This window comes from Streptococcus ruminicola, assembly GCF_011387195.1.
Classification (GTDB): domain Bacteria; phylum Bacillota; class Bacilli; order Lactobacillales; family Streptococcaceae; genus Streptococcus; species Streptococcus ruminicola.
On record NZ_CP046919.1, the window covers coordinates 522,075 to 545,043 of the forward strand.

Genomic DNA, 22,969 nt, shown 5'->3' on the forward strand with positions numbered 1-22,969 from the left:
TATCCCCTAGCACTAGTGCTTAGGATAATAATTAATTGTATTCTTTAAGTTTGTCGAAGATACCTTCATTGATAACTTTAAGGTATGTACCTTTCATACCCAATGAACGGCTTTCGATGATACCTGCTGATTCCAATTTACGAAGGGCATTAACGATAACTGAACGTGTGATACCGATACGGTCAGCGATAACTGATGCAGTCAAGCGACCTTCAGTTCCGTCCAATTCACCCAAAATAGCAGATACAGCTTTCATTTCAGAATATGAAAGTGTGTTGATAGCCATGTTAACGGCTGTTTGTTTACGGATTGTTTCTTCAAGATTTTCAGTTTGAAGATTAAGCAATTGAATACCAACTACTGTAGAGGCGATTTCAACAAGGATCAAATCGTCTTCTGAGAATTCTTCATCGTTACGCCAGATGATAAGAGAACCAAGGCGCATACCACCACCATAAATTGGGGCGATTGTTGTCAATCCATCAGGATAGATATCTTTTGATTCAACTGGGAAAATTGTCAAATCATTATCTACAGACAAGTTAGCTTCAGTATCGTAAACACGACTAGCTGCTTTTACATAACTTTCTGGGAATTGTTTTGCTTGAAAGAATTCCTCAACACGGTCAGTATTAGTTTTGTATTTCATTGCATAACCAAGAAGGGTTCCTCCCCCATTGATAATGCAAGAGTTACAATCAATAATGTCAGCAAGTTGAGCGGCCATTGTGTTATATGGCAATTCAGTATCTAGGCTGTCAACAGAGCGTTGCAAAATTGATGTAATCTTACGTGTTTTTTCTAATAAATTCGGCATTTTCTACTTCCTTTGCGTTATTTGCGTTACAATTATATCAAAGGAACCCTTATTTTGCAAACAATTATCAGAAAATTTCCGTATCTTCTGACATTTTTGTAAGCGGATACTTTTTAACCTGAATTTAATTAAAAAAATTCATTAGAATGTTCGCTTTTAAAGCCTTATCAAGCTAAAAAAGCGATATCATTCTAATGAATTAATCCTTAACGTTTGTACTGACTAAGAACGCGTGTTAGCTTCTCTTGAACCTCAGCTAATTCTTCAACACGTGGCAAATAGACAATTCGGAAGTGGTCAGGTTCATTCCAGTTGAAACCTTTACCTGGAACCAACATGACTTTTTCTTGTTTTAGCAGTTCTAAACAGAACTGTTCATCGTCATCAATTTGATACATGTCACGGTCGATTTTAGGGAAAATGTAAAGTCCTGCTTCTGGTTTCACTGCAGACAAACCAGGGACTTCATTTACTGCTTTATAAATGAAGTTACGTTGTTCATAAATACGACCACCAGGAATCAAAAGTTCATCGACTGATTGATAACCACCTAGAGAAGTCTGAACAACATTTTGCCCTAAGACGTTTGCGCAAAGACGCATATTGGCTAACATGTTAAGTCCTTCAATATAGCCTTTAACGTTTTGTTTTGGACCTGATAGGACCATCCACCCAACACGAAAACCACAAATTCGGTGTGATTTTGATAAACCATTCATTGACACACAGAAAACATCTGGTGCTAAGCTAGCAATGGCAGTGTGTTTTTTGCCATCCATAACCAAACGGTCATAGATTTCATCTGCAAAAATAATCAAGTCATTTTGACGAGCAATTTCCACGATTTCTTTCAAAAGGTCATCTGGATACAAAGCACCTGTTGGGTTATTTGGATTAATGATGACAATGGCTTTGGTATTTGATGTGATTTTGGATTTGATGTCATCAATATCAGGATACCAATTAGCTTGTTCATCACAGAGATAATGCACCGCATTTCCTCCAGCTAGGCTAACACAAGCAGTCCACAATGGGTAATCTGGCATAGGAACCAAGACTTCATCACCATCATCAAGAAGGGCTTGAAGTGACATTGAAATCAACTCAGAAACACCATTTCCTAGATAAATATCATCGATATCCACATGTGGAAATCCTTTTAACTGACAGTATTGCATGATAGCTTTACGAGCAGAAAAAATCCCTTTACTATCAGAATACCCTTCACTATTACGAGCGTGAGCAATCAAGTCACGGATAACCTCATCTGGCGCTTGAAAACCAAAGGCAGCTGGGTTTCCGGTATTAAGGCGAAGAATTTTCTCACCGTTAGCAATCATACGATTGGCTTCATCAAGAATTGGCCCACGAATATCGTATGCAACATGTTCTAGCTTTGAAGATTTATCAAATATTTTCATAGATTTTACCTCGTTTCAAACATTATAAACTTTCCTTTATAATTTTTCAATCCAAGAAAGGTTCGTTAATCGTAAAAAATAATCAAGATAACTGTCATCAGCTGCCAGCTCTTTTTCAATTTTCCGAACGCTAGCTGTATAGTCTGTAATAACGCCGTCTGTACTCGTTTCTAAGTACCTTTCAATATCGTCTCTAGAATTGATTGTCCAGACGTAGATTTTCTTACCATTTTGGTGAGCTTTACGCGCTAGAAGTTCATTGTAAGAGAAGTCTTCAATTGCATAAAAATCCACTTTTTGACTTGTAAAATCACCCAGTTGGAAGGAAATGGTGTGACCAGACTGAATAGCAGAATCAAGCCTTTTGACCTTCTCAATGGTTTTCAAGTCAGATGACATAACCAGATAAGAAGAGGCAACATGCAACTCCTTCATTTTATCCACAAAGAGTTGCTCATAATTGTCAGGTTCATTTCCAGTTGGTTTTAACTCCACCAACAACTTAATACCTAGTTGTTTCGCCTTAGCCACATAGTCTTCAAAAGAAACCAAGTGTGACTCATGACCATTTTGTTTTATCTTCAAACCAAGGATATCTTCAGCTTGAGATTGAGAAATCGTAATATTTTTCCCTGTCAGACGTTTAAGATTATCATCATGACTGACAATAAAATGGCCATCTTTTGATAAGATAATATCTAATTCTGAATAAGTCGCCCCTGCCTTGGCAGCTGCTTCTAAAGACTCTAAAGAGTTTTCAACACCTTGAGAAACCATGCCTCTGTGTCCGATAACTGATAAGTTTTTTGAAGGTCCTCCAGAAGCTTTCAAAGCGTTGTATGTAAAATTAATACCACCAATAACTAGTAAAAGTCCAGTCAAAGCTAACATGCGATGTTGCTTTTTATTTTCTTTTATCGGCAGCTTTTGAGGAGCTTCGTCGTCAAAACCTTTTAATAAATAGGAAAGGAAAGCTAACTTGAAGACCAAACGTCCTGCAAAAAGAACACCCCAAACAAATGATAAAAATAGCGTCTCAACCCAAAAAGTCTTCTCACTGACATCAACCAAAGCTGCTAAGCCAATTCCCACAGCACTTAAAAGGCTGATAATAGCCACGATAATTAAAATAACAGAAGCAAAGCCCAACACTCGAAAGATTTTCGTTCCCCTAGTCAACCACCAAGATTCTTTCAATGCAACCGCAAAGCGATTGTCTTTCTTAGTCACCGCCAAAGGAAGGGCGTAGATAAAACGAAGATTGAGGTAAGCAAAGATAGCATATAATCCAAAATAAATTATTTTTCCATTTGTGGACTTCACCAGCTCTCCAGAAATAAAATTAGGAATATAAAGATTTTCTAACAAAGCTGATGACACCAAAAATTCTACAAAAGGAATTGTTAATATCAAATAGAAGAGAAAAGCTAAAAAATGCCAACCTGAAATAGATTTTAAAAAATGATAGCTTCTTTCCTTAAAATAAGAAAATCCCACTCCTAATTTAGCTTCCTTACACTCAATGATTTCTACTAATAAAGAGAATTCTAGATAAACCAAGAATGCGAGCAACAAAAAATACACAAAAAGGACAGCTAGAGTTAGAGGATTCGTTAAAAAGCTTACGATATTATCCGTTGTCATTCCTGGAATATTTGAACTAATCAAGATAACTCTTAAAATAAGGGACAATCCATAAGCACCAATTGTCGTCATTAAAAACTGGAGAATACTTGTTCTTAAGACATAAATATACTTGTGTTGATTCAAATCTTTTAAAACCGATTTTATATCTTTAATCATACTTTTCCTCACTTTTACCATTATAACAAAAATATTCAGAAAAATTCCTTAAACGCTTTCATTTTTCAACCAAATAGAGTATAATAATTTTAGGGATATTTCTTATGATAATTGTAAGCGGTTAACGTTTGATTATCTTATCCCGACTAGCTTATTAAAATTATTGATATGGGCAGGAAGTTTGGAATGCGCAAGGCTGTTAACTTACTAACAGCTGACGGATAACTAACCTTAGTTCTCGATAAAAACCAAGATTTCTTACCAGTCTACGTTTTCGCTCACTTTTACGCTCTTGCTAGCATAATTAAGGAGGCAGCTTATGTCACATCATTATGAAAAAATCCTAATTGCTATTGATGGTTCTTACGAATCAGAATTGGCTTTTGAAAAAGGGGTAAACGTTGCACTTCGCAATAACGCAGAGTTACTACTTACACATGTCATTGATACACGCGCTTTGCAAAGCGTAGCTACTTTCGATACTTATGTCTATGAAAAACTCGAACAAGAAGCTAAAGAAGTATTGGATGACTACGAAAAACAAGCTCGCGATAAAGGATTAACTAAAATCAAACAAGTTATTGAATTTGGTAATCCAAAAACACTCCTAGCTCGTGATATTCCTGATAAAGAAAAAGCTGATTTGATTATGGTTGGGGCTACTGGTCTTAACACATTTGAACGACTTCTTATCGGTTCTTCATCAGAATACATTATGCGCCATGCAAAAGTCGATTTGCTAGTTGTTCGTGATAGCGAAAAGACATTCTAAGTCTTGAGTAATATCAATTCTCTTTAATAATAATTTTTAATCAACTATTCTATAATTACGAAAAAAGCCAAGTTAGTCTAATGACTAGCTTGGTTTCTTTTTTTACGATTTAATGATTTTTGAATTTGTCGGTCCAGCTCACGTTTAATTGCTGGTTCTGGTGCAAATTTTTCTTCCCAATCATCTGGTTTTAAAATCTTGTGAGTAGTCGGGTCAAAGTGTGCCTGACCATCAGGGAAGATTTTTCCCATATTTGATTCATGAACAATATCAAAGAAAGGTTTTGGGTCAACTCCCATTAAAACAAAGGAACCATAAGTCAGGTATAATAAATCTGTCAGAGCATCCACCTGACCGACAAGCGGTGTTTCTGGGTGTTCTTTACTTTTAATCTTAGTCACAGCTTTATCAACAGCTTCATGCAAGTTAGCTACTGACTGCTCGAAAGCTTCTGGATTTCCCTTACTTGTCGCATATAAGAACTCGACAATCTCTTCAACTTTGAAATCAGAGCGATGGTCAGCTTCCTCAACCCCATATAGTCTAGGAGTCTCACAAGTTTCACCGTCCATTTGATGGTGGAAATCTTTGACTTTATTGAAGTTATCATCTTGACTATCAAAGCGTTCACCAACTTCAACATGAATCAAACCGTAGTGAGCTAAGGCTTTTGAAATACCATCATTGTTGTTAGTATCTGTTGTATAAGTTGCTACGGACTTGACAGACTCGATAGCATTTCCCATGGCAACGCCAGTGCCGACACCAGATAACATTTCAATATCATTATCAGAATCACCAAAGGCCATGACCTCATCTAGGCTAAAGCCAAACATCTCACCGACTCGCTCAATTCCTTTGACTTTGGATTGTCCTTTTGAAATCAAGTCAGCTGAATAAGGGCTACTACGTGTGACTTTAATATAAGGAAAAGCATTTTGAATATTGGCTGTTTCACCTTCAGTTGCCACAAATACCACCTGATAAATTGGCTGACGCATAATCGCTAGCAAGCCATTTAAATTTTGAGGTTTAAAACGTCGGATAAAATGTTTAAAACTACGTTCTACTCCTTTTGCCCAACGTTTGGGAACAAGTGTGCTGACAACTTGACCAAAACGACTTGTCCCCATATTGATAATGCGAGAACCAACCAAACCTGAAGCTGTTCCCAGAGAGATTTCACGGCGATGATCGTTGGCATAACGAATCAGACGATAAATTGTCGACACAGCCATTTGATTATGATAAAGCACCTGATCTCGTGTAAAAATGTACTGACCATTATAAGAAATCGCAAAATCCAAACCAAGATTTTCTAGATATGGTTGCACAAAACCTGGACCACGTCCTGTTGCCACTCCCACAAAAATTCCTTGTTTTTTCAAGCTATTAATAGCTTTCAAGGTCGATTGTTGCACATTCTTACGATCATTCAAAAGTGTCCCATCAATATCAAAAAATACTGCTTTTATTGCCAAACCGTTTCTCGCCCTCCCTCTTTATGTTAAAATAGATTATATCACATTTTTAAAAGGAAGTTTTATTGTCATGAAAAAAATCCTTGTCTTGCACACGGGTGGAACCATTTCAATGCAGGCTGACGAAGCTGGCCATGTCCGCCCAGAAAATGATAATCCGATGAATCATGTCGGTGTTAATCTCGATAATATCCAAGTGACAGCACTTGATTTTTTTAATGTTCCAAGTCCTCACATCACACCAAAACACATGTTAAAACTCTATCAAAAAATTAAAGAGGAAGCTGACAACTTTGATGGTGTGGTTATCACTCACGGAACAGATACTCTTGAAGAAACAGCTTATTTCCTTGATACCATGGAAGTTCCTAACATCCCAATCGTGCTCACTGGTGCCATGCGCTCATCAAATGAACTAGGGAGTGACGGTGTTTACAATTACCTCAGCGCCCTTCGTGTTGCGAGTCACGAAAAAGCAGTTGGTAAAGGCGTTTTAGTGGTCATGAACGATGAAATTCACGCCGCAAAATACGTGACAAAAACTCATACTACTAACGTTTCAACCTTTAAAACACCAATCCATGGACCCTTAGGCATCATCATGAAACACGATATCCTCTTCTTCCGAACAGCTGAGCCACGTGTTCGTTTTGACTTACAAGATATTTCAGGTACTGTTCCAATTATCAGAGCCTATGCTGGTATGGGTGGCGATGGTATCATTAGCTTCCTTAATCCAAGTAACGTTCAAGGTGTGGTCATCGAAGCACTTGGTGCTGGAAACATGCCACCACGCGCTGCTGAAGAAATCTATGACCTCATCAAGCAAGGAGTTCCTGTTGTCCTTGTCTCACGTTGCTTTAACGGTATTGCTGAACCTGTTTATGCCTACGAAGGAGGCGGTGTTCAACTCGCTAACGCTGGGGTTATGTTCGTCAAAGAGCTCAATGCCCAAAAAGCCCGCTTAAAACTTCTCATCGCTTTAAATGCAGGTCTAAAAGGACAAGAATTAAAAGAATACATCGAAGGTTAATCACCTGATTAACGCTAAAAAGCTGAAGCATTTGCTTCAGCTTTTTTATTATTCTTCATCAGGAATGTATTCTAAAATATCACCAGGTTGACAGCCTAACTCACGACAAATCGCATCTAGTGTCGTTAAACGAACTGCTTTTGCCTTCCCTGTTTTAAGAATTGACAGATTGGCATTTGTAATACCGATACGTTCAGCTAATTCACCTGATTTCATTTTTCGTTTTGCTAATTCAACATCAAGATTAATTTGAATCATATGACTACCTCTAAATTGTAAATTCATTTTCTTCAGCAATGATATTAGCTTCTTTTAAAATCATTGAAAATACCCAAACGACAAATGCAGCTACCAGATAAGCCCAGTTAACAAAAGTCAAAACTCCTGAACCAGAACACAAACTTTGGAACCAACTATCTAAAAATGCAAGGGCAATAAAATTGTACTCAACATAACGAGCTAGTTTTACATTTTCTGGTGTAAAAATATTATTATCGATGATATTTTTGAAAAATAATTTCACAAAAACAAGGAGCGCAATCCAAAGGCATGAATTTACAGCAAACAAACTAAGAAATGATGGCGAATGCAAAAGCTTTTCTGGAATATTAACATCAAATGAAAAACCATTTCCAGCTTGATTCATCAAGTTCAAATGAGGTTGTGTCAACGAAAGAGAAATAGCAACTACTGTAGATAAAACGATTAAGACGATTGCAATATTAATCACAACATTGGCAACTTTCAACGCTTTATAGTTTGTTTTCTTCATGATTGTCTCCTTAAAATTATTTTCCCGTTAAGCTAAGCGACGAGTGCGAAGCCATTTACTAATCACAACAGCAAGGACCAAAAAGCCGCAAACTGAAAAGTCAACTGTCATATTACTTGTATTAGAAGCATTTGTCAAGATGTTTTGGAAAACTGATACCACAAATGTGTAAAGAGTTGCTTTTTTCAAAAAGCTATAAGTACGATCTGAAAGAATATCAGCAACTGTCAAATCAGAAAGGAAGGCTTTTAATTTAGTAAGTCCGTAAATAATGGCACCATTTACCAGACAAGTCAAAAATGTAATGCCCCAAGTATGTTGGCTCTTACTAATTGCCCACTCAATCATACCGTATTGACCTAGAGCCATTTTATCGTAACCGTAAAAATGTGAAGCAAAGTCAGCAAGAATGATTAAAATAAGACTTACAATAGTGATATTGATAGCAATTTTAGCAATAGTTTTAGCAGCAGTTTCGATAGTTTTTGTGTTCATGATAAATCTCCTCTTAAAGTTAATTGATAATTGGTAAAATGACGATGATTCTTGGGTTAGGCCACGTGACGTCCACGTAGGTATTTAACAAGTAGAAAAGCAAGGCAGAAATAAGCGCAAATTGAAAAATCAAAAACAAGTTGAGCTTGGTGCATTGATGTTGATAAAAAGTTTTGAAGAAATGATACAAAGAATGTGTAGAGACTAGCTTGTTTTAAGAAGCGGTATGTTTTGTCAGCTAGTACTTCTTTTACAGTGAAGTTTGCAATGAAGTGTTTGAGTTTTGTCAATCCGTAAATCATGGCACTGTTTGTCAAGATTGTCAGTGCTGTTACTAGCCAAGTGTTGGTATCTTTTCCGATTGCCCATTCAATCACACCGTATTGTCCAACGGCTTTAGTATCGTAGCCATAAACATGTGAAACCAAATCCGCAAGGATTGTTAAGACTAAAACGACATTTGTAAGATTGATAGCAACTTTAGCGACTGTTTTGACGATGTTTTCGATAGTTTTTGTGTTCATGATAAATCTCCTAAAAAATGTTTTCCTATTGGATTTGTGGTTGAGCTCAATTGTTAAATCCGTTTTGCGATATTAAATTATTCTTTTTCGAAAATCTTTTATCGTTTTTCGATATATTTAGTATACCACAAGTTTTTCGTTTTGCAACACTTTTTTATCGAAAATCGATATTTTTTATTTTTTTGCGTAATTTTTAACGATTTTATCCAAAATCAAGGGCTTTTCCTAACAAATGCCACTAAAAAAAGCCCAGTCACATTCGACTGAGCCAATTATCACTATGGTCTTATGTCTTTTGAGGATTTTACTGCCATAGCATTTATCAAAAAAGAGTCCTCTTTTTTTAGCCTACTTTCCGTAAGCTGGTTTCTCGTCAATTTTTTTAGCAAATGTCATCTTATAAGTTACGTTTATTATCATAAGCTTACCTCATCTTTCATTTGGTAAAGCCATTATAAAAAGGAAAGCTTAAGCTTTCCTTGTAGAAATCTTTCATAAACCTTAATCAAAGTTACCTTTGTTTTTGAGATTTTGAGTGATGATTTGCCATTGTGGTTCTTGGCGCCAATTTGGATTTGAAACGATCTGGCTGGCAACTCGCCTAGCTTCTTCTAAAATATTATAGTCTTCCACAATATCTGCTACTTGAAATTCTGGAATTCCAGATTGTCGTGTTCCGAAAATTTCACCAGAGCCACGCATTTTAAGGTCAGCTTCAGCCAGTACAAAACCATCTGTGGTTTCCGTCATGATTTTCATGCGTTTTTTTCCTGTCTCAGTCTTTGGATTAGCAACCAAAATCGCATAAGATTGCTTGTCACCACGCCCAACACGTCCGCGCAGCTGATGCAGCTGACTAAGTCCAAAACGATCAGCATCCATGATAATCATAATAGTTGCATTTGGCACATTGACCCCAACTTCAATCACTGTCGTTGAAACCAGAATTTGACTTTTTTGAGCTTTAAAGTCTTGCATGATAGCTTCTTTTTCTTCATTTTTCATGCGTCCGTGCATCAAGGCAACATTGGCACAATCCGCAAAATACTCAGACAAATCTTCATGCAAAGCAATGGCATTTTTCAGATCAAGAGATTCAGATTCCTCAATCAAAGGTGAAATAACATAGGCTTGCGCACCTTTTTGCAATTCCTTTTTGACCCAGTCAAGGACAACATCCAACTGCTCATGCTTGACCCAGCGTGTAATAATTGGTTTTCGCCCTGCAGGCAATTCATCAATAATGGAAACATCCATTTCACCAAAAGCAGTAATGGCAAGCGTACGTGGAATAGGCGTCGCTGTCATCATGAGCACATCAGGATTTTCGCCTTTTTCGCGGAAAATACGACGTTGATTAACCCCAAAACGGTGCTGCTCATCTGTAATAACAAGTCCAAGACGATGGTAGCTCACCGCATCTTGAATCAGCGCATGCGTTCCCACAATCATGTCCACAGAACCATCCGCAATCGCAGCAAGAGCGGCTTTTTTATTAGCTGCCTTCATACCTGATGTCAAAATAGCAATGGATAAATCAGGAAACAGCTGCGTTAAACTCTCAAAATGTTGTTCAGCCAAGATTTCTGTTGGCACCATCAAGGCTGACTGATAGCCTGCCGTATAAGCCGCATACATAGCAAGACTTGCAACCACTGTCTTACCAGAACCAACATCCCCTTGCAAAAGACGGTTCATATGCCCACCAGAGCGCATATCAGACAAAATATCACTAAGGCTGTGCTTTTGCCCACCCGTCAAATCAAAAGGGAGACTCGCTATTTTATCAGTCACTTTTTGCTCATCGTAAGCAATCATAAGACCATTGGCTTCTGATTTATTATCTGCCTTCAAAGCTTGCAGATTCATTTGAAAATAAAAAAGTTCTTCAAACTTTATACGACGAAGGGCTTGTTTGTATTCTGCTAAATCCTTTGGAAAATGCATGGCTTCTGTTGCTCTTGCTCGACCTAATAGACGGTATTTATCCAAGAAAACTTGAGGTAGATTCTCAGGCAACCAATTTTGTGCACCTAGAGCAAAAGCGGCTTTTATAGCTTTAATCAAAGCATTTTGCGAAATACCCTGCGCCACACGGTAAACAGGCTGCATATCATCTTCAACCTGCGCTAAAATTTTCATACCAGTCACTGCTGATTTTAGAGCGTCCCATTTTCCGAAAATGGCTACATCACTGCCAAGTTCCACTTTATCCGCCAAATAAGGCTGATTGAAAAAAGACACCGCGATAACGGCTTCACCTTGTTTGATTTTAAAAGACAGGCGATTACGCTTATAGCCATAATACTGGACATTTGCTGGCGTTACCACTGTTCCGACAATAACAGCTTTTTCCCCGTCAACTAAATCTAAAACACTCTTGCTCTTAAAATCTTCATAACGAAAAGGATAATAAAGCAGCAAATCCTCAATCGTATAAATGTCTAATTTATGGAATTTTTCTGCCGACTTAGGACCTAAGCCTTTTAATTCCTCAATTGATGATTGTAAATTCATAAGACCTCACTTTGCTACTATTATAACAAAAAATAGATTCTAAATCGCCGTAAGAAAATCACGACAATCTAGAATCCTTTTTATCTTATTTTGAATAGAAACGTGGGATACGGTCACTTAGAAGACAAAGCACTTCATAATTGATAGTACCACGTTTTTGAGCCAAATCAGTAGCTGAAATAACCTTGTCACCTTCTTGACCAATCAAAGTTACTTTAGTTCCGATTGGGAATTTTTCTGGTAAGCGAATAGTGATTTGGTCCATTGACACGCGCCCAACGATTTCACAAAACTGTCCATTCACAAGAACTGAGAAGCCTTGCAAATCACGAGTCCATCCATCAGCATAACCAATTGGAACAGTCGCAATATATTCTTCTTTTTGAGCAGTGTAAGTTGCACCGTAACCAACAGTTGCACCAGCTGGGATTGTCTTCACGTGAACAAGCGCTGATTCCAAGCCAAGAGCTGGTTTAATCGGATATGGAAGAGCAATATCTGTTCCACTTGGATTCAATCCGTACATCACGATACCAAGACGAACGATATTGAAGATTGTTTCGCTGTGCCAGATACTTGTCGCTGAGTTACTAGCATGAACAAGGGCAGGTTTTTCACTCAAGTTGTTAACAATATTTGTAAAGAATGCCAATTGCTCATTAAATTTAGTATCATCAGCTTCATCAGCTGTAGCAAAGTGAGTGAAGATACCTTCTACATTAGCGCCAGCTTTTTTCAAGTTAGCCATTAAGCTTTCAGCTTCTTCAAGACTACGCACACCAATACGTCCCATACCAGAATCAACTTTCAAATGAACGTTAACCCCTTTAAGACTGATGTCTTGTTCATTTGCTAAATCAAGCCATTCTTGGCTAGCAACAGTTAAGGTAATATCGTAATCACGTGCTAAAGCAACTTCATTAGGCATGATAACACCCAAGATTAAGATAGTTTCTTCAATACCTGCTTCACGAAGTTCGAGAGCTTCATCGACATTTGACACACAAAAACCGTCAACTAAGTGGTGCACAGCTTGCGCAACCTTTTTAGCACCATGTCCATAAGCATTAGCTTTAACAACCGCAAAAGCTTTTTTCCCTTCTGGAATATTAGCTTTAACCGCCTCAATATTGTCACAAATAGCCCCTAAATCAATTAAGGCTCTTGTTGGTCGGTGTAAACTTGAAATCATTTTTTCTCCTCCAAAGCTAGTAAAAAATTTCTCGATTAATCCTACTTTTCATTTTTCAAAAAATTTGTTACTCATCATCTTCTAAGATAACACTGGCTTGCACAAGATTCCCCGTATGAGAAAGCGAAATAAAGCATTTACCAGTAAAAGGTGACTGGGTAATCTCAGGCGCACCTAGCTGGTTATTCAAAATTTCAATATCTTGAAAACCAAGTGTCCCAATTCCAGTCCCCATTGCCTTAGCAAAAGCTTCTTTTGCAGCCCAACGTCCCGCCAAAAATTCCATTTGCCTTTTCTCAGCCTTAAAACCTGAAAAAACTTGAAATTCTTTTTCTGTCAGCACGCGCTTTGCAAATCTATTATTCTTCTCATACGCCCGCTTGATTGCATCTATTTCTTGCAAGTCAATGCCATGACCAATAATCATACGTCTCCTTTGTGAAAAACGATTTTAAACCAAATCAAAACTCTTATCAGCTTAACCGCTTAATGATTTCCAAAACTAAGGAGCTGAGAAAAATCCCCAGCCCCATAGGTTATTCAATTAATTAGAATAGCAATTCTTCATAAGAATCATGACTTAAGGTTGCATGGATTTCACGAATCAATTTTTCAGTTTTATCCCATCCTAGACATGGGTCTGTGATCGATTTTCCAAATACCTCTGGTGTATCTTGGCGACCATCTTCCAAGTAAGATTCAATCATGAATCCACGTACATACTTGTTAATTTTATCACTCCAGTCGCGATTAATCAATGTTTGACGTACAATACGGATTTGTTCAAGATATTGTTTACCAGAATTATCATGATTTGTGTCCACAACGATAAATGGATTTTCAAGTCCCATTTTTTCGTAGTGCGCAATTGCTTTCAACAAGTCATCATAATAGTAGTTTGGCACATTTTCGCCATGCTCAGTTAGTGCACCACGAAGAATAGCATGTGCCAATGGATTACCATCAGTTTCAACTTCTGCATTGTGGTAGATGAAGTTTTGTTTATTTTGTGCAGCATAAATACCATTAAACATCACGTTCAAATTACCAGATGTTGGATTTTTCATTCCTGCAGGGGCATCAATTCCAGAAGCAACAAAGCGGTGCTCTTGGTCTTCAACCGAACGAGCTCCAATAGCATGATATGACACCAAATCATCTACCAAGGTAAGATTATCAGGATACAACATCTCATCTGCAGTCGTCAAACCAGTTTCTGTGATGACACGATAATGCAAATGACGAACAGCAGCAACACCATTAATCAAATCTGGAAGTTTTGATGTATCAGGCTGATGCATCAACCCTTTATAACCGTCACCATTTGTACGCGGTTTTGCTGTATAAACACGCATGACAATGAAAATCTTATCTTTGACTTCTTCTTGAAGTTTCGCTAAACGACGAGCGTATTCAAGTACAGCATCTTCATTATCAGACGAACATGGACCGATGACCAAGAGAATACGGTCATCTTCACCTTTGATGATTTTTGCCAATTCAGCATCACGTGCTTTTTTCTTAGCAAGAAAATCACCTTCTAGTTTTGATAGTTCTTTGACTTGTGCAATATCAATCGTTGCACTTTTTTGATGTATTCCCATAATTTATTTACCTAGTGTATCGTAAATTTCGTGAACAAGTTTTTCGGTATTGTCCCAACCAAGACATGGGTCTGTGATTGATTTACCAAAGACTTCAGGTTTGTCTTGACGTCCGTCTTCTAAGTATGATTCAATCATGAAACCACGAACGTATTTATTGATTTTTTCATTCCAATCACGGTTAATCAATGTTTGACGGACAATACGAACTTGTTCTAAATATTGTTTTCCTGAGTTGTCATGGTTAGTATCGATAACGATAAATGGATTTTCAAGGCCCATTTTTTCGTATTGCTCGATAGTATCGATGACATTATCGTAGTAATAGTTTGGCACATTTTTACCATATTCGTTAAGTGCACCACGAAGGATAGCATGTGCAAATGGATTACCAGATGTTTCTACTTCTTCACCGTTAAACAAGAATGATTGTTTATTTTGAGCGGCATAAATACCATTAAACATAACATTCAAGTTACCTGAAGTAGGATTTTTCATCCCTGTTGGGACACTAATGCCTGAAGCAACAAAGCGGTGTTGTTGGTCTTCAACTGAACGCGCACCAACAGCAATATAAGATACCAAATCATCTACCAATGGAAGATTTTCTGGATAAAGCATTTCATCTGCTGTTGTTAAGCCAGTCTCTGAAATCACACGATAATGAAGGTGACGAACGGCTTTAATACCGTTAATCAAGCTTGGTGCTTCTGATGTATCAGGTTGGTGCATCAAACCTTTATAACCATCACCATTCGTACGTGGTTTTGCTGTGTAGACACGCATTACCATAAAGACACGGTCTTTAACTTCTTCTTGAAGTTTTGCCAAACGACGAGCGTATTCAAGCACAGCATCTTCATTATCAGATGAGCAAGGACCGATAACCAAAAGAACTCGGTCATCTTCACCTTTAATGATAGCTTCTAATTCGCGATCACGAGCTTCTTTTTTAGCTAGAACGTCACCAGTTAATTTTGATTCTTCTTTAAGAGCATCGAAATTAATCTTTTTACTTGTTGCTTTAAATGACATATATTTTCCCTCTCCTGAAATTAGTTAAGATTTCATCTATTATACCATTTTCAAGAGGTTTTTCAATAAATTGTCAGAATTTTCTGTTGTCTTTTTTAAAAATGTTTACGACCGTGGCAATTTTTGAATTTTTTACCTGATCCACATGGGCACAAATCGTTACGTTTAACGTTAGAGTAATCGATATCAGATTGTGCTTGAACATGTTGAGCAGAGATATTCTTTTCAGCCATAGTTGTCGCACGTTCAGTTGAGCGTTCACGTTCTTGTTGGTGAATTTGTGCTTTCATCATTGTACGTGTCACGTCAAATTCAATGGCACCAATCATTGCTTGGAACATACGGAAACCTTCTGATTGGTATTCAACAACAGGGTTGTTTTGAGCGTATCCGCGCAAACCAACAGATTGACGCAATTGATCAAGGGCATCAATGTGGTCTGTCCACTTGTTATCCACAACCATCAAAATCAAAACTTTTTGGAATTCTTTAACGGCTTCTTCGTCGTGAAGTTTAGCGATTTGAGCATCGTAAACTGCCAAAGCACGTTTGTAAAGTTCTTCTTTGATTTCTTCAAAATCTAGATTTTCAAGGTCAGCCAGTTTAATAGAATCTTCTGCAACCAAGTTTGATTTAGCAAAATTCAAAATAGCCTTGATACCTTCTTCGCGGTCTGCACGGCTGTGAGCATCAACAGCACGATTAATTGTACGTTTAATCATTGCTTTGATTTCAGGTGCCAAATCACGGTCTGCTGTGATAACATCGTGACGTTCAGCATAAATGATTTCACGTTGTTCACGCATCACATCATCATATTGAAGGACTTGTTTACGCATATCGTAGTTGTTACCTTCAACACGTTTTTGAGCTGATTCCACTTGACGTGTGAGCATCTTAGATTTGATAACAGCTTCTTCTTCATCAAGGTTCATGCGATCAAGGAAAGCTTTAATACGATCTGAACCAAAACGACGCATCAAATCATCTTCAAGTGATAGATAGAATTGTGATTCACCTGGGTCACCTTGACGACCTGCACGTCCACGAAGCTGATTATCAATACGACGGCTTTCGTGACGTTCTGTACCGATGACACAAAGTCCACCAAGTTCACGAACCCCTTCGCCAAGTTTGATATCTGTACCACGACCAGCCATGTTGGTTGCGATTGTAACCGCACCGCGTTGACCAGCGTTCATGATGATTTGAGCTTCTTTAAAGTGGTTTTTAGCATTCAAAACTTCGTGTGGAATGCCAGCTTCAACCAATTTTTTAGAAATAAGGTCAGATGTTTCAACGGCAACCGTACCAACCAAGACAGGTTGACCTTTAGCGTGACGACGTTTAACATCTTCAACTACTGCTCTGAATTTAGAAGCAAGTGTTGGATACAACAAATCTGGATGGTCAATACGTGCTACTGGTCGGTTTGTTGGAATTGGAATAATGCGCATGTTGTAAACTTCACGGAATTCCTCTTCTTCAGTTTTCGCTGTACCAGTCATACCTGCCAATTTTTTGTACATACGGAACATGTTTTGGTAAGTAATTGAAGCACTTGTCTTAGATTCTTCCTGAATGCGCACGCCTTCTTTAGCTTCAATGGCTTGGTGCAAACCATCAGAGAAGCGACGACCTTCCATTGTACGTCCTGTAAATTGATCGACAATCAAGATTTCACCATTTTCACTAACCACATAGTCAATGTCCAAAAGCATAATGTAGTTTGCACGAAGGGCATTGTCAATGTAGTGTGTTAAGGCAACATTTTCCAAATCGTAAAGATTTTCTAAACGGAAATATTCTTCAGCTTTGTCGATACCACTGTCTGTTAGACCGATTGTTTTTGTTGGTACATCGATAACGTAATCAACACTTTCAAGAGTCTTAACGAATTTATCAGCACGAACGTAAAGTTGGCTTGTTTCAGAAGTTACTTGACCTGAAACAATCAAAGGTGTTCTCGCTTCATCAATCAAAACTGAGTCAACTTCATCGACCAAAGCAAAGTTTAGTGGGCGTTGAACCATATCTTCTTGACGAACAACCATGTTATCACGAAGGTAGTCAAAACCGATTTCTGAGTTTGTAGAATAAGTGATATCACAGTTGTAGGCTTCACGTTTTTCATATGGTGATTTTGCAGACAAGTTGATCCCTACAGAAAGTCCCAACCAGCTATAAACTTCACCCATTTCAGTTGCGTCACGTGTTGCAAGGTATTCGTTGACCGTGATAACGTGAACCCCTTCACCAGCAAGGGCGTTAAGGTAAACTGGCATAGTCGCAGTCAATGTTTTACCTTCACCAGTACGCATTTCAGGCACGTCACCATTGTGCATTACAATACCACCCATGATTTGGACACGGTATGGGTAAAGACCAAGAACACGTTTAGCCGCTTCACGAACAACCGCAAAAGCTTCTGGCAATAATTGATCTAAGGTTTCACCATTTTGATATCGTTGTTGAAATTCTGGTGTTTTTGCTTTTAATTCTTCATCAGACAAAGCAGCCATCGCATCAGCGTATGACTCAACTTTCTTTGCAATTTTTTCTAATTTTCTTAATTCGCCTTTATCGTTTTCGATAACAGTTCGTAGAATATTTGCCATCCCAATTCCTTTCGATAAACTTATCATCACATTTTATCATAAAAAGCGCTCTATTACAAGAATGCGCTACCATTGCAGCTCTCTTCTACAAGCGATAAAAATGCCTTGATATTTTAGTTTTTTATTAATATCATTCTTAGTATTTTCTGAGTATTCACCTGCTACGATTATACTCTTTTTTCACCTTAACAACAAGAAAGCACTGTAATTCACAAGGAATTGTCAGCGTAAAAAAAGATTGAAGAATCATCCCAAATGGACTTTTCCTCAATCTCGCTAACATTTTGTTAATCAAGCGATTAACGTTCTGAAACTTTCTTAGCCAAAGCAAAGTTACCAAGAGTTGCAGAACCATTTTCAGCCACACCTGGTGTCACGATATATTCTGTAACATCTGGAACTGGAACATAATCATTCATCAAAGCTTTAAATTTATCACGAACACGTTTTAGCATGTGTTCTTGTGCCATAACACCACCACCAAAGACAATCACTTCTGGACGATAAAGAAGTGTTGCTTGAACAGCGGCTTGTGCAATGTAATAAGCTTGAACATCCCAAACATCAGAGTTAAGTTCAATCAATTCACCACGGATACCTGTACGTGCTTCAAGTGATGGACCTGCTGCCATACCTTCCAAGCAACCTTTGTGGAATGGGCAAACACCGTTAAAGTTTTTAGCAACATCTTGTGGGTGTGGAGCAACGTATACGTGACCTGCTTCTGTATGACCAAGACCACCGATAAATTGACCGTTTTGAATAGCTCCAGCACCAATACCAGTACCGATTGTGTAATAAACAAGACTCTTAACGCCTTTACGAACGATTGTTTCACCGTAAGCAGAGCTATTTACGTCAGTTGTAAAGTAAAATGGCACTTTAAAGTGTTTTGAAATCAAACCAACCAAGTCAACATTAGCCCAATGTGGTTTTGGAGTTGTTGTGATGTAACCATAAGTTTTTGAATTTTCATCAACATCAATTGGCCCAAATGAACCAATAGCAATTCCTGCCAAATCTTCTTCAAAACGTTTGAAGAATGCTACTGTTTTATCAATTGTTTCATAAGGTGTTGTTGTTGGAAATTGAACTTTTTCTACAACTTGAAAATTCTCATCACCAACAGCACAAACAAATTTTGTTCCACCTGCTTCGACACTACCGTATAATTTAGTCATGTTATCTCCCTTTTAATTGCTAGTTTTCTATCAAATATTATACAAAAAAACAAAAGATATATCAAGTACAAAAGTGGCAGAAACCCTATTGTATCAATATTTAACTCCATATAAAAAGAGGTTCTTTCGAACCTCTTAAATTATAGATATATACTTATTTAAGATCTAGCAATGCAGCACCTTCAGCAAGTTCACCTTGAGCAACTGGTGTTACTTCTTGGTAGTCAGCTGTGTTTGTCACGATAATCATTGTTGTATCATCAAGACCTGCTTCTGCAATAGCTGCGCGGTCAAATGTTCCAAGAACATCACCTTTTTTAACTTTTTGGTTAGCAGCAACTTTTTGGTTAAATCCTTTACCAGCCATTGAGACAGTATCAATACCGATGTGGATAAGGATTTCAGCACCATTGTCAGATTTCAAACCATAAGCATGACCTGTTTCAAAGGCAAGTTGAACAGTACCATCAACTGGTGAGTAAACTGTGTCACCGTTTGGTTTAATAGCGATACCTTTACCCATAGCACCTGATGAGAAGACTGGGTCATTAACTGCAGAAAGTTCAACAGCTTGGCCTGAAAGTGGGCTTACAACTGTTTCTTCAGAAACACCAGCTTGAGAAAGTGCAGTAACTTCTTCAGCTACTTCTTTTGCTTCTTTAGCAGCTTTAACGTCTTTTGTATCATCTTCATAACCAAACATGTAAGTCAATACAAAGGCAAGAGCTGTAGTTGCAAGAACCATGATGACATATTTAAGAACTTGACCATTCAAGTAAAGAAGAGTACCAGGGATAATTGTAATACCAAAACCAGTACCAGCAAGGTTGAAGATTGAAGCCAACCAACCACCACAAGCACCAGCCGCAAGACCTAATACAAATGGTTTACCAAAACGTAAGTTTACACCGAAGATAGCTGGTTCAGTGATACCAAGTCCTGCAGAAAGAGCAGCTGGGAAAGCAAGAGCTTTAAGTTTAGCATCTTTTGTTTTAACACCAACAGCAAGAGTTGCACCAGCTTGGGCAGTCATTGCAGCTGTGATGATAGCGTTGAATGGGTCTTTACCATCAGCAGCAATCAATTGTGATTCAAGCAAGTTGAAGATGTGGTGAACACCTGTAACCACGATAACTTGGTGAATACCACCAAGAATAAGACCAGAAAGACCAAATGGCAAGCTAAGCAAGAATTTAGTTCCTGCAAGAACATAGTTTTCAACAGTATGGAAAACTGGACCAATGACAAAGAGTGCCAAGATTGACATTACCAAGAATGTCAAGAATGGAACCAACAAGAGGTCAAGCACATCTGGAATTTTTTTGTGCAACCATTTTTCAAGTTTCGCACCAAGCAAACCTACGAAGAATGCTGGAAGAACTGAGTTTTGGTAACCAACAACTGGAATGAATCCAAAGAAGTTAATTGGTTCTGCAGCTTTTGAGGCAACATCCCAAGCATTTGGAAGTGAGTTGTTAACCATCATAAGTCCAAGAACAAGACCTACGATTGGGCTTCCACCAAATACGTTAAATGCAGACCAGCAAATCAAAGCTGGGAAGAATGCAAAGGCTGTATCTGTTAATACAACAGTGTATGTGTAGAAGTTTGTAGATGAGAATGCTTCAGAAGTTGTTCCGAAGAGTCCTAGGATTGTATCATTGTTGATAGCTCCGCGGATACCCATGAAAAGACCAGTCGCTACGATAGCTGGAAGCAATGGAACAAATACGTCACCGAATGAACGGACAGCGCGTTGGAACCAATTTCCTTGTTTAGCAGCTTCTGCTTTTTGTTCATCTTTTGAAGCTGTTGGCAAACCAAGAGCAACAACTTCATCGTACATTTTGTTAACTAGACCAGTACCAAAGATAATTTGGTATTGTCCTGAGTTGAAGAAAGCTCCTTGAACTTTGTCAAGATTTTCAATTTTGTCTTTGTCGATTTTTGCTTCATCAACAACCATAACACGTAAACGTGTGGCACAGTGAGCGACACTGCGTACGTTTTCGCGGCCACCTAAAGCAGCAACAATCTCTTTTGCAATCTGTGCGTTATCCATTTGCAAAAACTCCTTTATATAAAAATTACTTTTGTAAGCTTGGTTGTAAGCGTTTCACTTAACTACATTTACATTTTATCATAAAAACGCTTTATGTCAAGCGTTTATCATATTTTTTTATTTTTGCGGGAAAATAATTGATTTTTAGGCGGAAAACGTTTACTATATTAATAGTAGATAGATAAACTAAAGGAGAAAATTATGAATTTACCTCAAGAAGTACGATACCGTGCTTACGCTGATTGGAGCGAGGAAGAGGTGGCTAAAATCACTGAAAATGTGAAAAAATCACCTTGGCATACCAGCTACCACATCGAGCCTAAAACTGGACTATTAAATGACCCTAACGGTTTCTCATACTTTAACGGCAAATATACATTGTTCTATCAAAATTGGCCTTTTGGCGCTGCTCACGGCCTAAAACAATGGGTTCACACTGAATCTGAAGACTTGGTTCATTTCCATGAAACTAATGTAGAACTTCGCCCTGACACTAAAAACGATAGCCACGGAGCTTACTCTGGTTCTGCCTATGAAATCAATGACAAACTCTTCTTGTTCTATACAGGAAATGTTCGTGACGAAAACTGGGTACGTGACCCACTTCAAATCGGTGCTTGGATGGATAAAGACCACAATATTACAAAAATAGATAATGTCCTTATCCGCCAACCTGAAGATGCCACAGAGCACTTCCGTGACCCTCAAATTTTCAATTATAAAGGTCAATTCTACGCTATCGTAGGTGCTCAAAACCCTGAAAAATCAGGCTTTGTTAAACTTTATAAAGCAGTTGATAACAATGTTGAAAACTGGGAAGAAGTTGGCAACCTCGACTTCGGCGGTACTGGTTCAGAGTACATGATTGAATGTCCAAACCTTGTTTTTGCTGATGATAAACCAGTTCTTCTTTACTGCCCACAAGGCCTTGATAAATCTGAACTTGATTACCGCAACATTTATCCAAATACTTATAAAGTATGTCAATCGTTTGACACAGAACATGCAAAATTAGTTGGCGCTTCAGACATTCAAAACCTTGACTATGGTTTTGAAGCCTATGCTACTCAAGGATTCAATGCCCCTGACGGGCGCACATTAGTTGTCAGCTGGATTGGACTTCCTGATGTTGATTACCCAACAGATAAATACGATTACCAAGGTGCTTTAAGTCTTGTTAAAGAACTTTCTATTAAAGATGGTAAACTTTACCAATACCCAGTTGAAGCAATCACTTCACTTCGTGCTGACTCTGAAGCATTTGCTAATAAATCTGAAGCAACTAATACTTATGAATTAGAATTAAATTTCCCTGCAAATCAAAAATCTGAAATTCTTCTCTTTGCTGATGACAAAGGCAACGGACTCAGCTTGACGGTCGATACTAAAGACGGTAAAATTATTCTTGACCGCAGTAAAGCTGGTGTTCAATACGCTACAGAATTTGGCACAAGCCGCGAATGCACAATCGATGCAAAAGAAACTAGTGCTAATATTTTTGTAGATAATTCAGTCGTTGAAATCTTTATCAATAAAGGAGAAAAAGTATTTACTAGCCGTGTCTTCCCAGAAGCTGGCCAAAACGGCATCGCTATTAAATCTGGAGACGTTACTGGTACATACTTTGATTTGAAGTACTAAT

At 38.0% G+C, this 22,969-nt stretch carries 19 protein-coding genes; 3 read left to right on the forward strand and 16 right to left on the reverse strand.

The window, feature by feature from the left end:
• Positions 1 to 31: 31 nt before the first annotated feature.
• The 3 genes from codY to GPZ88_RS02750 all read right to left on the reverse strand — a co-directional run bounded on the left by codY (position 32) and on the right by GPZ88_RS02750 (position 4,041).
• Complete coding sequence (codY, locus tag GPZ88_RS02740) at positions 32 to 817, reverse strand: GTP-sensing pleiotropic transcriptional regulator CodY (RefSeq protein WP_006532961.1); 786 nt, start codon at positions 815 to 817, stop codon at positions 32 to 34.
• A gap of 206 nt (positions 818 to 1,023) precedes the next feature.
• A complete protein-coding gene (locus tag GPZ88_RS02745; protein ID WP_039696347.1) occupies positions 1,024 to 2,238 on the reverse strand; it encodes a pyridoxal phosphate-dependent aminotransferase in 1,215 nt (404 codons plus the stop codon).
• Positions 2,239 to 2,274: 36 nt separating this feature from the next.
• Positions 2,275 to 4,041 (reverse strand): glycerophosphoryl diester phosphodiesterase membrane domain-containing protein, encoded by a 1,767-nt coding sequence (locus GPZ88_RS02750; protein ID WP_166043315.1) that lies wholly within the window; start codon positions 4,039 to 4,041, stop codon positions 2,275 to 2,277.
• Positions 4,042 to 4,360: 319 nt separating this feature from the next.
• Here GPZ88_RS02750 and GPZ88_RS02755 point away from each other — a divergent pair, with 319 nt between their 5' ends.
• Positions 4,361 to 4,813, forward strand: coding sequence for a universal stress protein (locus tag GPZ88_RS02755; protein WP_166043316.1), 453 nt, complete (start codon positions 4,361 to 4,363; stop codon positions 4,811 to 4,813).
• Positions 4,814 to 4,890: 77 nt separating this feature from the next.
• Here GPZ88_RS02755 and GPZ88_RS02760 read toward each other — a convergent pair whose 3' ends face one another.
• Complete coding sequence (locus GPZ88_RS02760) at positions 4,891 to 6,294, reverse strand: Cof-type HAD-IIB family hydrolase (protein WP_074868443.1); 1,404 nt, start codon at positions 6,292 to 6,294, stop codon at positions 4,891 to 4,893.
• A gap of 70 nt (positions 6,295 to 6,364) precedes the next feature.
• On the opposite strand from GPZ88_RS02760, the gene GPZ88_RS02765 reads away from it, so the two are divergent.
• Positions 6,365 to 7,327: an asparaginase gene (locus GPZ88_RS02765; protein WP_006532010.1), complete on the forward strand. Its 963-nt coding sequence runs from the start codon at positions 6,365 to 6,367 to the stop codon at positions 7,325 to 7,327.
• Positions 7,328 to 7,375: 48 nt separating this feature from the next.
• Here the strand turns inward: GPZ88_RS02765 and GPZ88_RS02770 are convergent, their stop codons facing one another.
• From GPZ88_RS02770 to GPZ88_RS02825, 12 genes are all read right to left on the reverse strand, one after another.
• Complete coding sequence (locus GPZ88_RS02770) at positions 7,376 to 7,585, reverse strand: helix-turn-helix domain-containing protein (RefSeq protein ID WP_014335241.1); 210 nt, start codon at positions 7,583 to 7,585, stop codon at positions 7,376 to 7,378.
• Between the two features lie 10 nt (positions 7,586 to 7,595).
• Positions 7,596 to 8,099, reverse strand: coding sequence for a DUF2975 domain-containing protein (locus GPZ88_RS02775; protein ID WP_074482518.1), 504 nt, complete (start codon positions 8,097 to 8,099; stop codon positions 7,596 to 7,598).
• Positions 8,100 to 8,126: 27 nt separating this feature from the next.
• Entirely contained in the window at positions 8,127 to 8,594 is a 468-nt protein-coding gene (locus GPZ88_RS02780) for a hypothetical protein (RefSeq protein WP_166043317.1), read from the reverse strand.
• Between the two features lie 56 nt (positions 8,595 to 8,650).
• Positions 8,651 to 9,118, reverse strand: coding sequence for a hypothetical protein (locus GPZ88_RS02785; protein ID WP_074564359.1), 468 nt, complete (start codon positions 9,116 to 9,118; stop codon positions 8,651 to 8,653).
• Positions 9,119 to 9,619: 501 nt separating this feature from the next.
• On the reverse strand, positions 9,620 to 11,635 hold the full coding sequence (recG, locus tag GPZ88_RS02790; RefSeq protein ID WP_166043318.1) for an ATP-dependent DNA helicase RecG: 2,016 nt from the start codon (positions 11,633 to 11,635) through the stop codon (positions 9,620 to 9,622).
• An 85-nt stretch (positions 11,636 to 11,720) separates the two neighbouring features.
• Positions 11,721 to 12,827, reverse strand: a complete 1,107-nt coding sequence (alr, locus tag GPZ88_RS02795) for an alanine racemase (protein ID WP_039696340.1) — start codon at positions 12,825 to 12,827, stop codon at positions 11,721 to 11,723.
• Positions 12,828 to 12,894: 67 nt separating this feature from the next.
• On the reverse strand, positions 12,895 to 13,254 hold the full coding sequence (acpS, locus tag GPZ88_RS02800; RefSeq protein WP_039696339.1) for a holo-ACP synthase: 360 nt from the start codon (positions 13,252 to 13,254) through the stop codon (positions 12,895 to 12,897).
• A gap of 121 nt (positions 13,255 to 13,375) precedes the next feature.
• Complete coding sequence (locus tag GPZ88_RS02805) at positions 13,376 to 14,431, reverse strand: 3-deoxy-7-phosphoheptulonate synthase (RefSeq protein ID WP_166043319.1); 1,056 nt, start codon at positions 14,429 to 14,431, stop codon at positions 13,376 to 13,378.
• Positions 14,432 to 14,434: 3 nt separating this feature from the next.
• Complete coding sequence (locus tag GPZ88_RS02810) at positions 14,435 to 15,466, reverse strand: 3-deoxy-7-phosphoheptulonate synthase (RefSeq protein WP_074564363.1); 1,032 nt, start codon at positions 15,464 to 15,466, stop codon at positions 14,435 to 14,437.
• Between the two features lie 95 nt (positions 15,467 to 15,561).
• Entirely contained in the window at positions 15,562 to 18,084 is a 2,523-nt protein-coding gene (gene secA, locus GPZ88_RS02815) for a preprotein translocase subunit SecA (RefSeq protein ID WP_039696336.1), read from the reverse strand.
• A 299-nt stretch (positions 18,085 to 18,383) separates the two neighbouring features.
• A complete protein-coding gene (scrK, locus tag GPZ88_RS02820; RefSeq protein ID WP_074560855.1) occupies positions 18,384 to 19,265 on the reverse strand; it encodes a fructokinase ScrK in 882 nt (293 codons plus the stop codon).
• A gap of 154 nt (positions 19,266 to 19,419) precedes the next feature.
• Entirely contained in the window at positions 19,420 to 21,327 is a 1,908-nt protein-coding gene (locus GPZ88_RS02825) for a sucrose-specific PTS transporter subunit IIBC (RefSeq protein WP_074564367.1), read from the reverse strand.
• A gap of 201 nt (positions 21,328 to 21,528) precedes the next feature.
• Between GPZ88_RS02825 and GPZ88_RS02830 the strand changes: the two genes are divergently transcribed.
• Positions 21,529 to 22,968, forward strand: coding sequence for a sucrose-6-phosphate hydrolase (locus tag GPZ88_RS02830; protein WP_166043321.1), 1,440 nt, complete (start codon positions 21,529 to 21,531; stop codon positions 22,966 to 22,968).
• Position 22,969 lies beyond the last annotated feature (1 nt).

Coding starts and splice junctions, on each gene's coding strand:
- codY (WP_006532961.1), bottom strand. CDS start 817: ATGCCGAATTTATTAGAAAAAACACGTAAGATTACATCAATTTTGCAA.
- GPZ88_RS02745 (WP_039696347.1), bottom strand. CDS start 2,238: ATGAAAATATTTGATAAATCTTCAAAGCTAGAACATGTTGCATACGAT.
- GPZ88_RS02750 (WP_166043315.1), bottom strand. CDS start 4,041: ATGATTAAAGATATAAAATCGGTTTTAAAAGATTTGAATCAACACAAG.
- GPZ88_RS02755 (WP_166043316.1), top strand. CDS start 4,361: ATGTCACATCATTATGAAAAAATCCTAATTGCTATTGATGGTTCTTAC.
- GPZ88_RS02765 (WP_006532010.1), top strand. CDS start 6,365: ATGAAAAAAATCCTTGTCTTGCACACGGGTGGAACCATTTCAATGCAG.
- GPZ88_RS02770 (WP_014335241.1), bottom strand. CDS start 7,585: ATGATTCAAATTAATCTTGATGTTGAATTAGCAAAACGAAAAATGAAA.
- GPZ88_RS02775 (WP_074482518.1), bottom strand. CDS start 8,099: ATGAAGAAAACAAACTATAAAGCGTTGAAAGTTGCCAATGTTGTGATT.
- GPZ88_RS02780 (WP_166043317.1), bottom strand. CDS start 8,594: ATGAACACAAAAACTATCGAAACTGCTGCTAAAACTATTGCTAAAATT.
- GPZ88_RS02785 (WP_074564359.1), bottom strand. CDS start 9,118: ATGAACACAAAAACTATCGAAAACATCGTCAAAACAGTCGCTAAAGTT.
- recG (WP_166043318.1), bottom strand. CDS start 11,635: ATGAATTTACAATCATCAATTGAGGAATTAAAAGGCTTAGGTCCTAAG.
- alr (WP_039696340.1), bottom strand. CDS start 12,827: ATGATTTCAAGTTTACACCGACCAACAAGAGCCTTAATTGATTTAGGG.
- acpS (WP_039696339.1), bottom strand. CDS start 13,254: ATGATTATTGGTCATGGCATTGACTTGCAAGAAATAGATGCAATCAAG.
- GPZ88_RS02805 (WP_166043319.1), bottom strand. CDS start 14,431: ATGGGAATACATCAAAAAAGTGCAACGATTGATATTGCACAAGTCAAA.
- GPZ88_RS02810 (WP_074564363.1), bottom strand. CDS start 15,466: ATGTCATTTAAAGCAACAAGTAAAAAGATTAATTTCGATGCTCTTAAA.
- secA (WP_039696336.1), bottom strand. CDS start 18,084: ATGGCAAATATTCTACGAACTGTTATCGAAAACGATAAAGGCGAATTA.
- scrK (WP_074560855.1), bottom strand. CDS start 19,265: ATGACTAAATTATACGGTAGTGTCGAAGCAGGTGGAACAAAATTTGTT.
- GPZ88_RS02825 (WP_074564367.1), bottom strand. CDS start 21,327: ATGGATAACGCACAGATTGCAAAAGAGATTGTTGCTGCTTTAGGTGGC.
- GPZ88_RS02830 (WP_166043321.1), top strand. CDS start 21,529: ATGAATTTACCTCAAGAAGTACGATACCGTGCTTACGCTGATTGGAGC.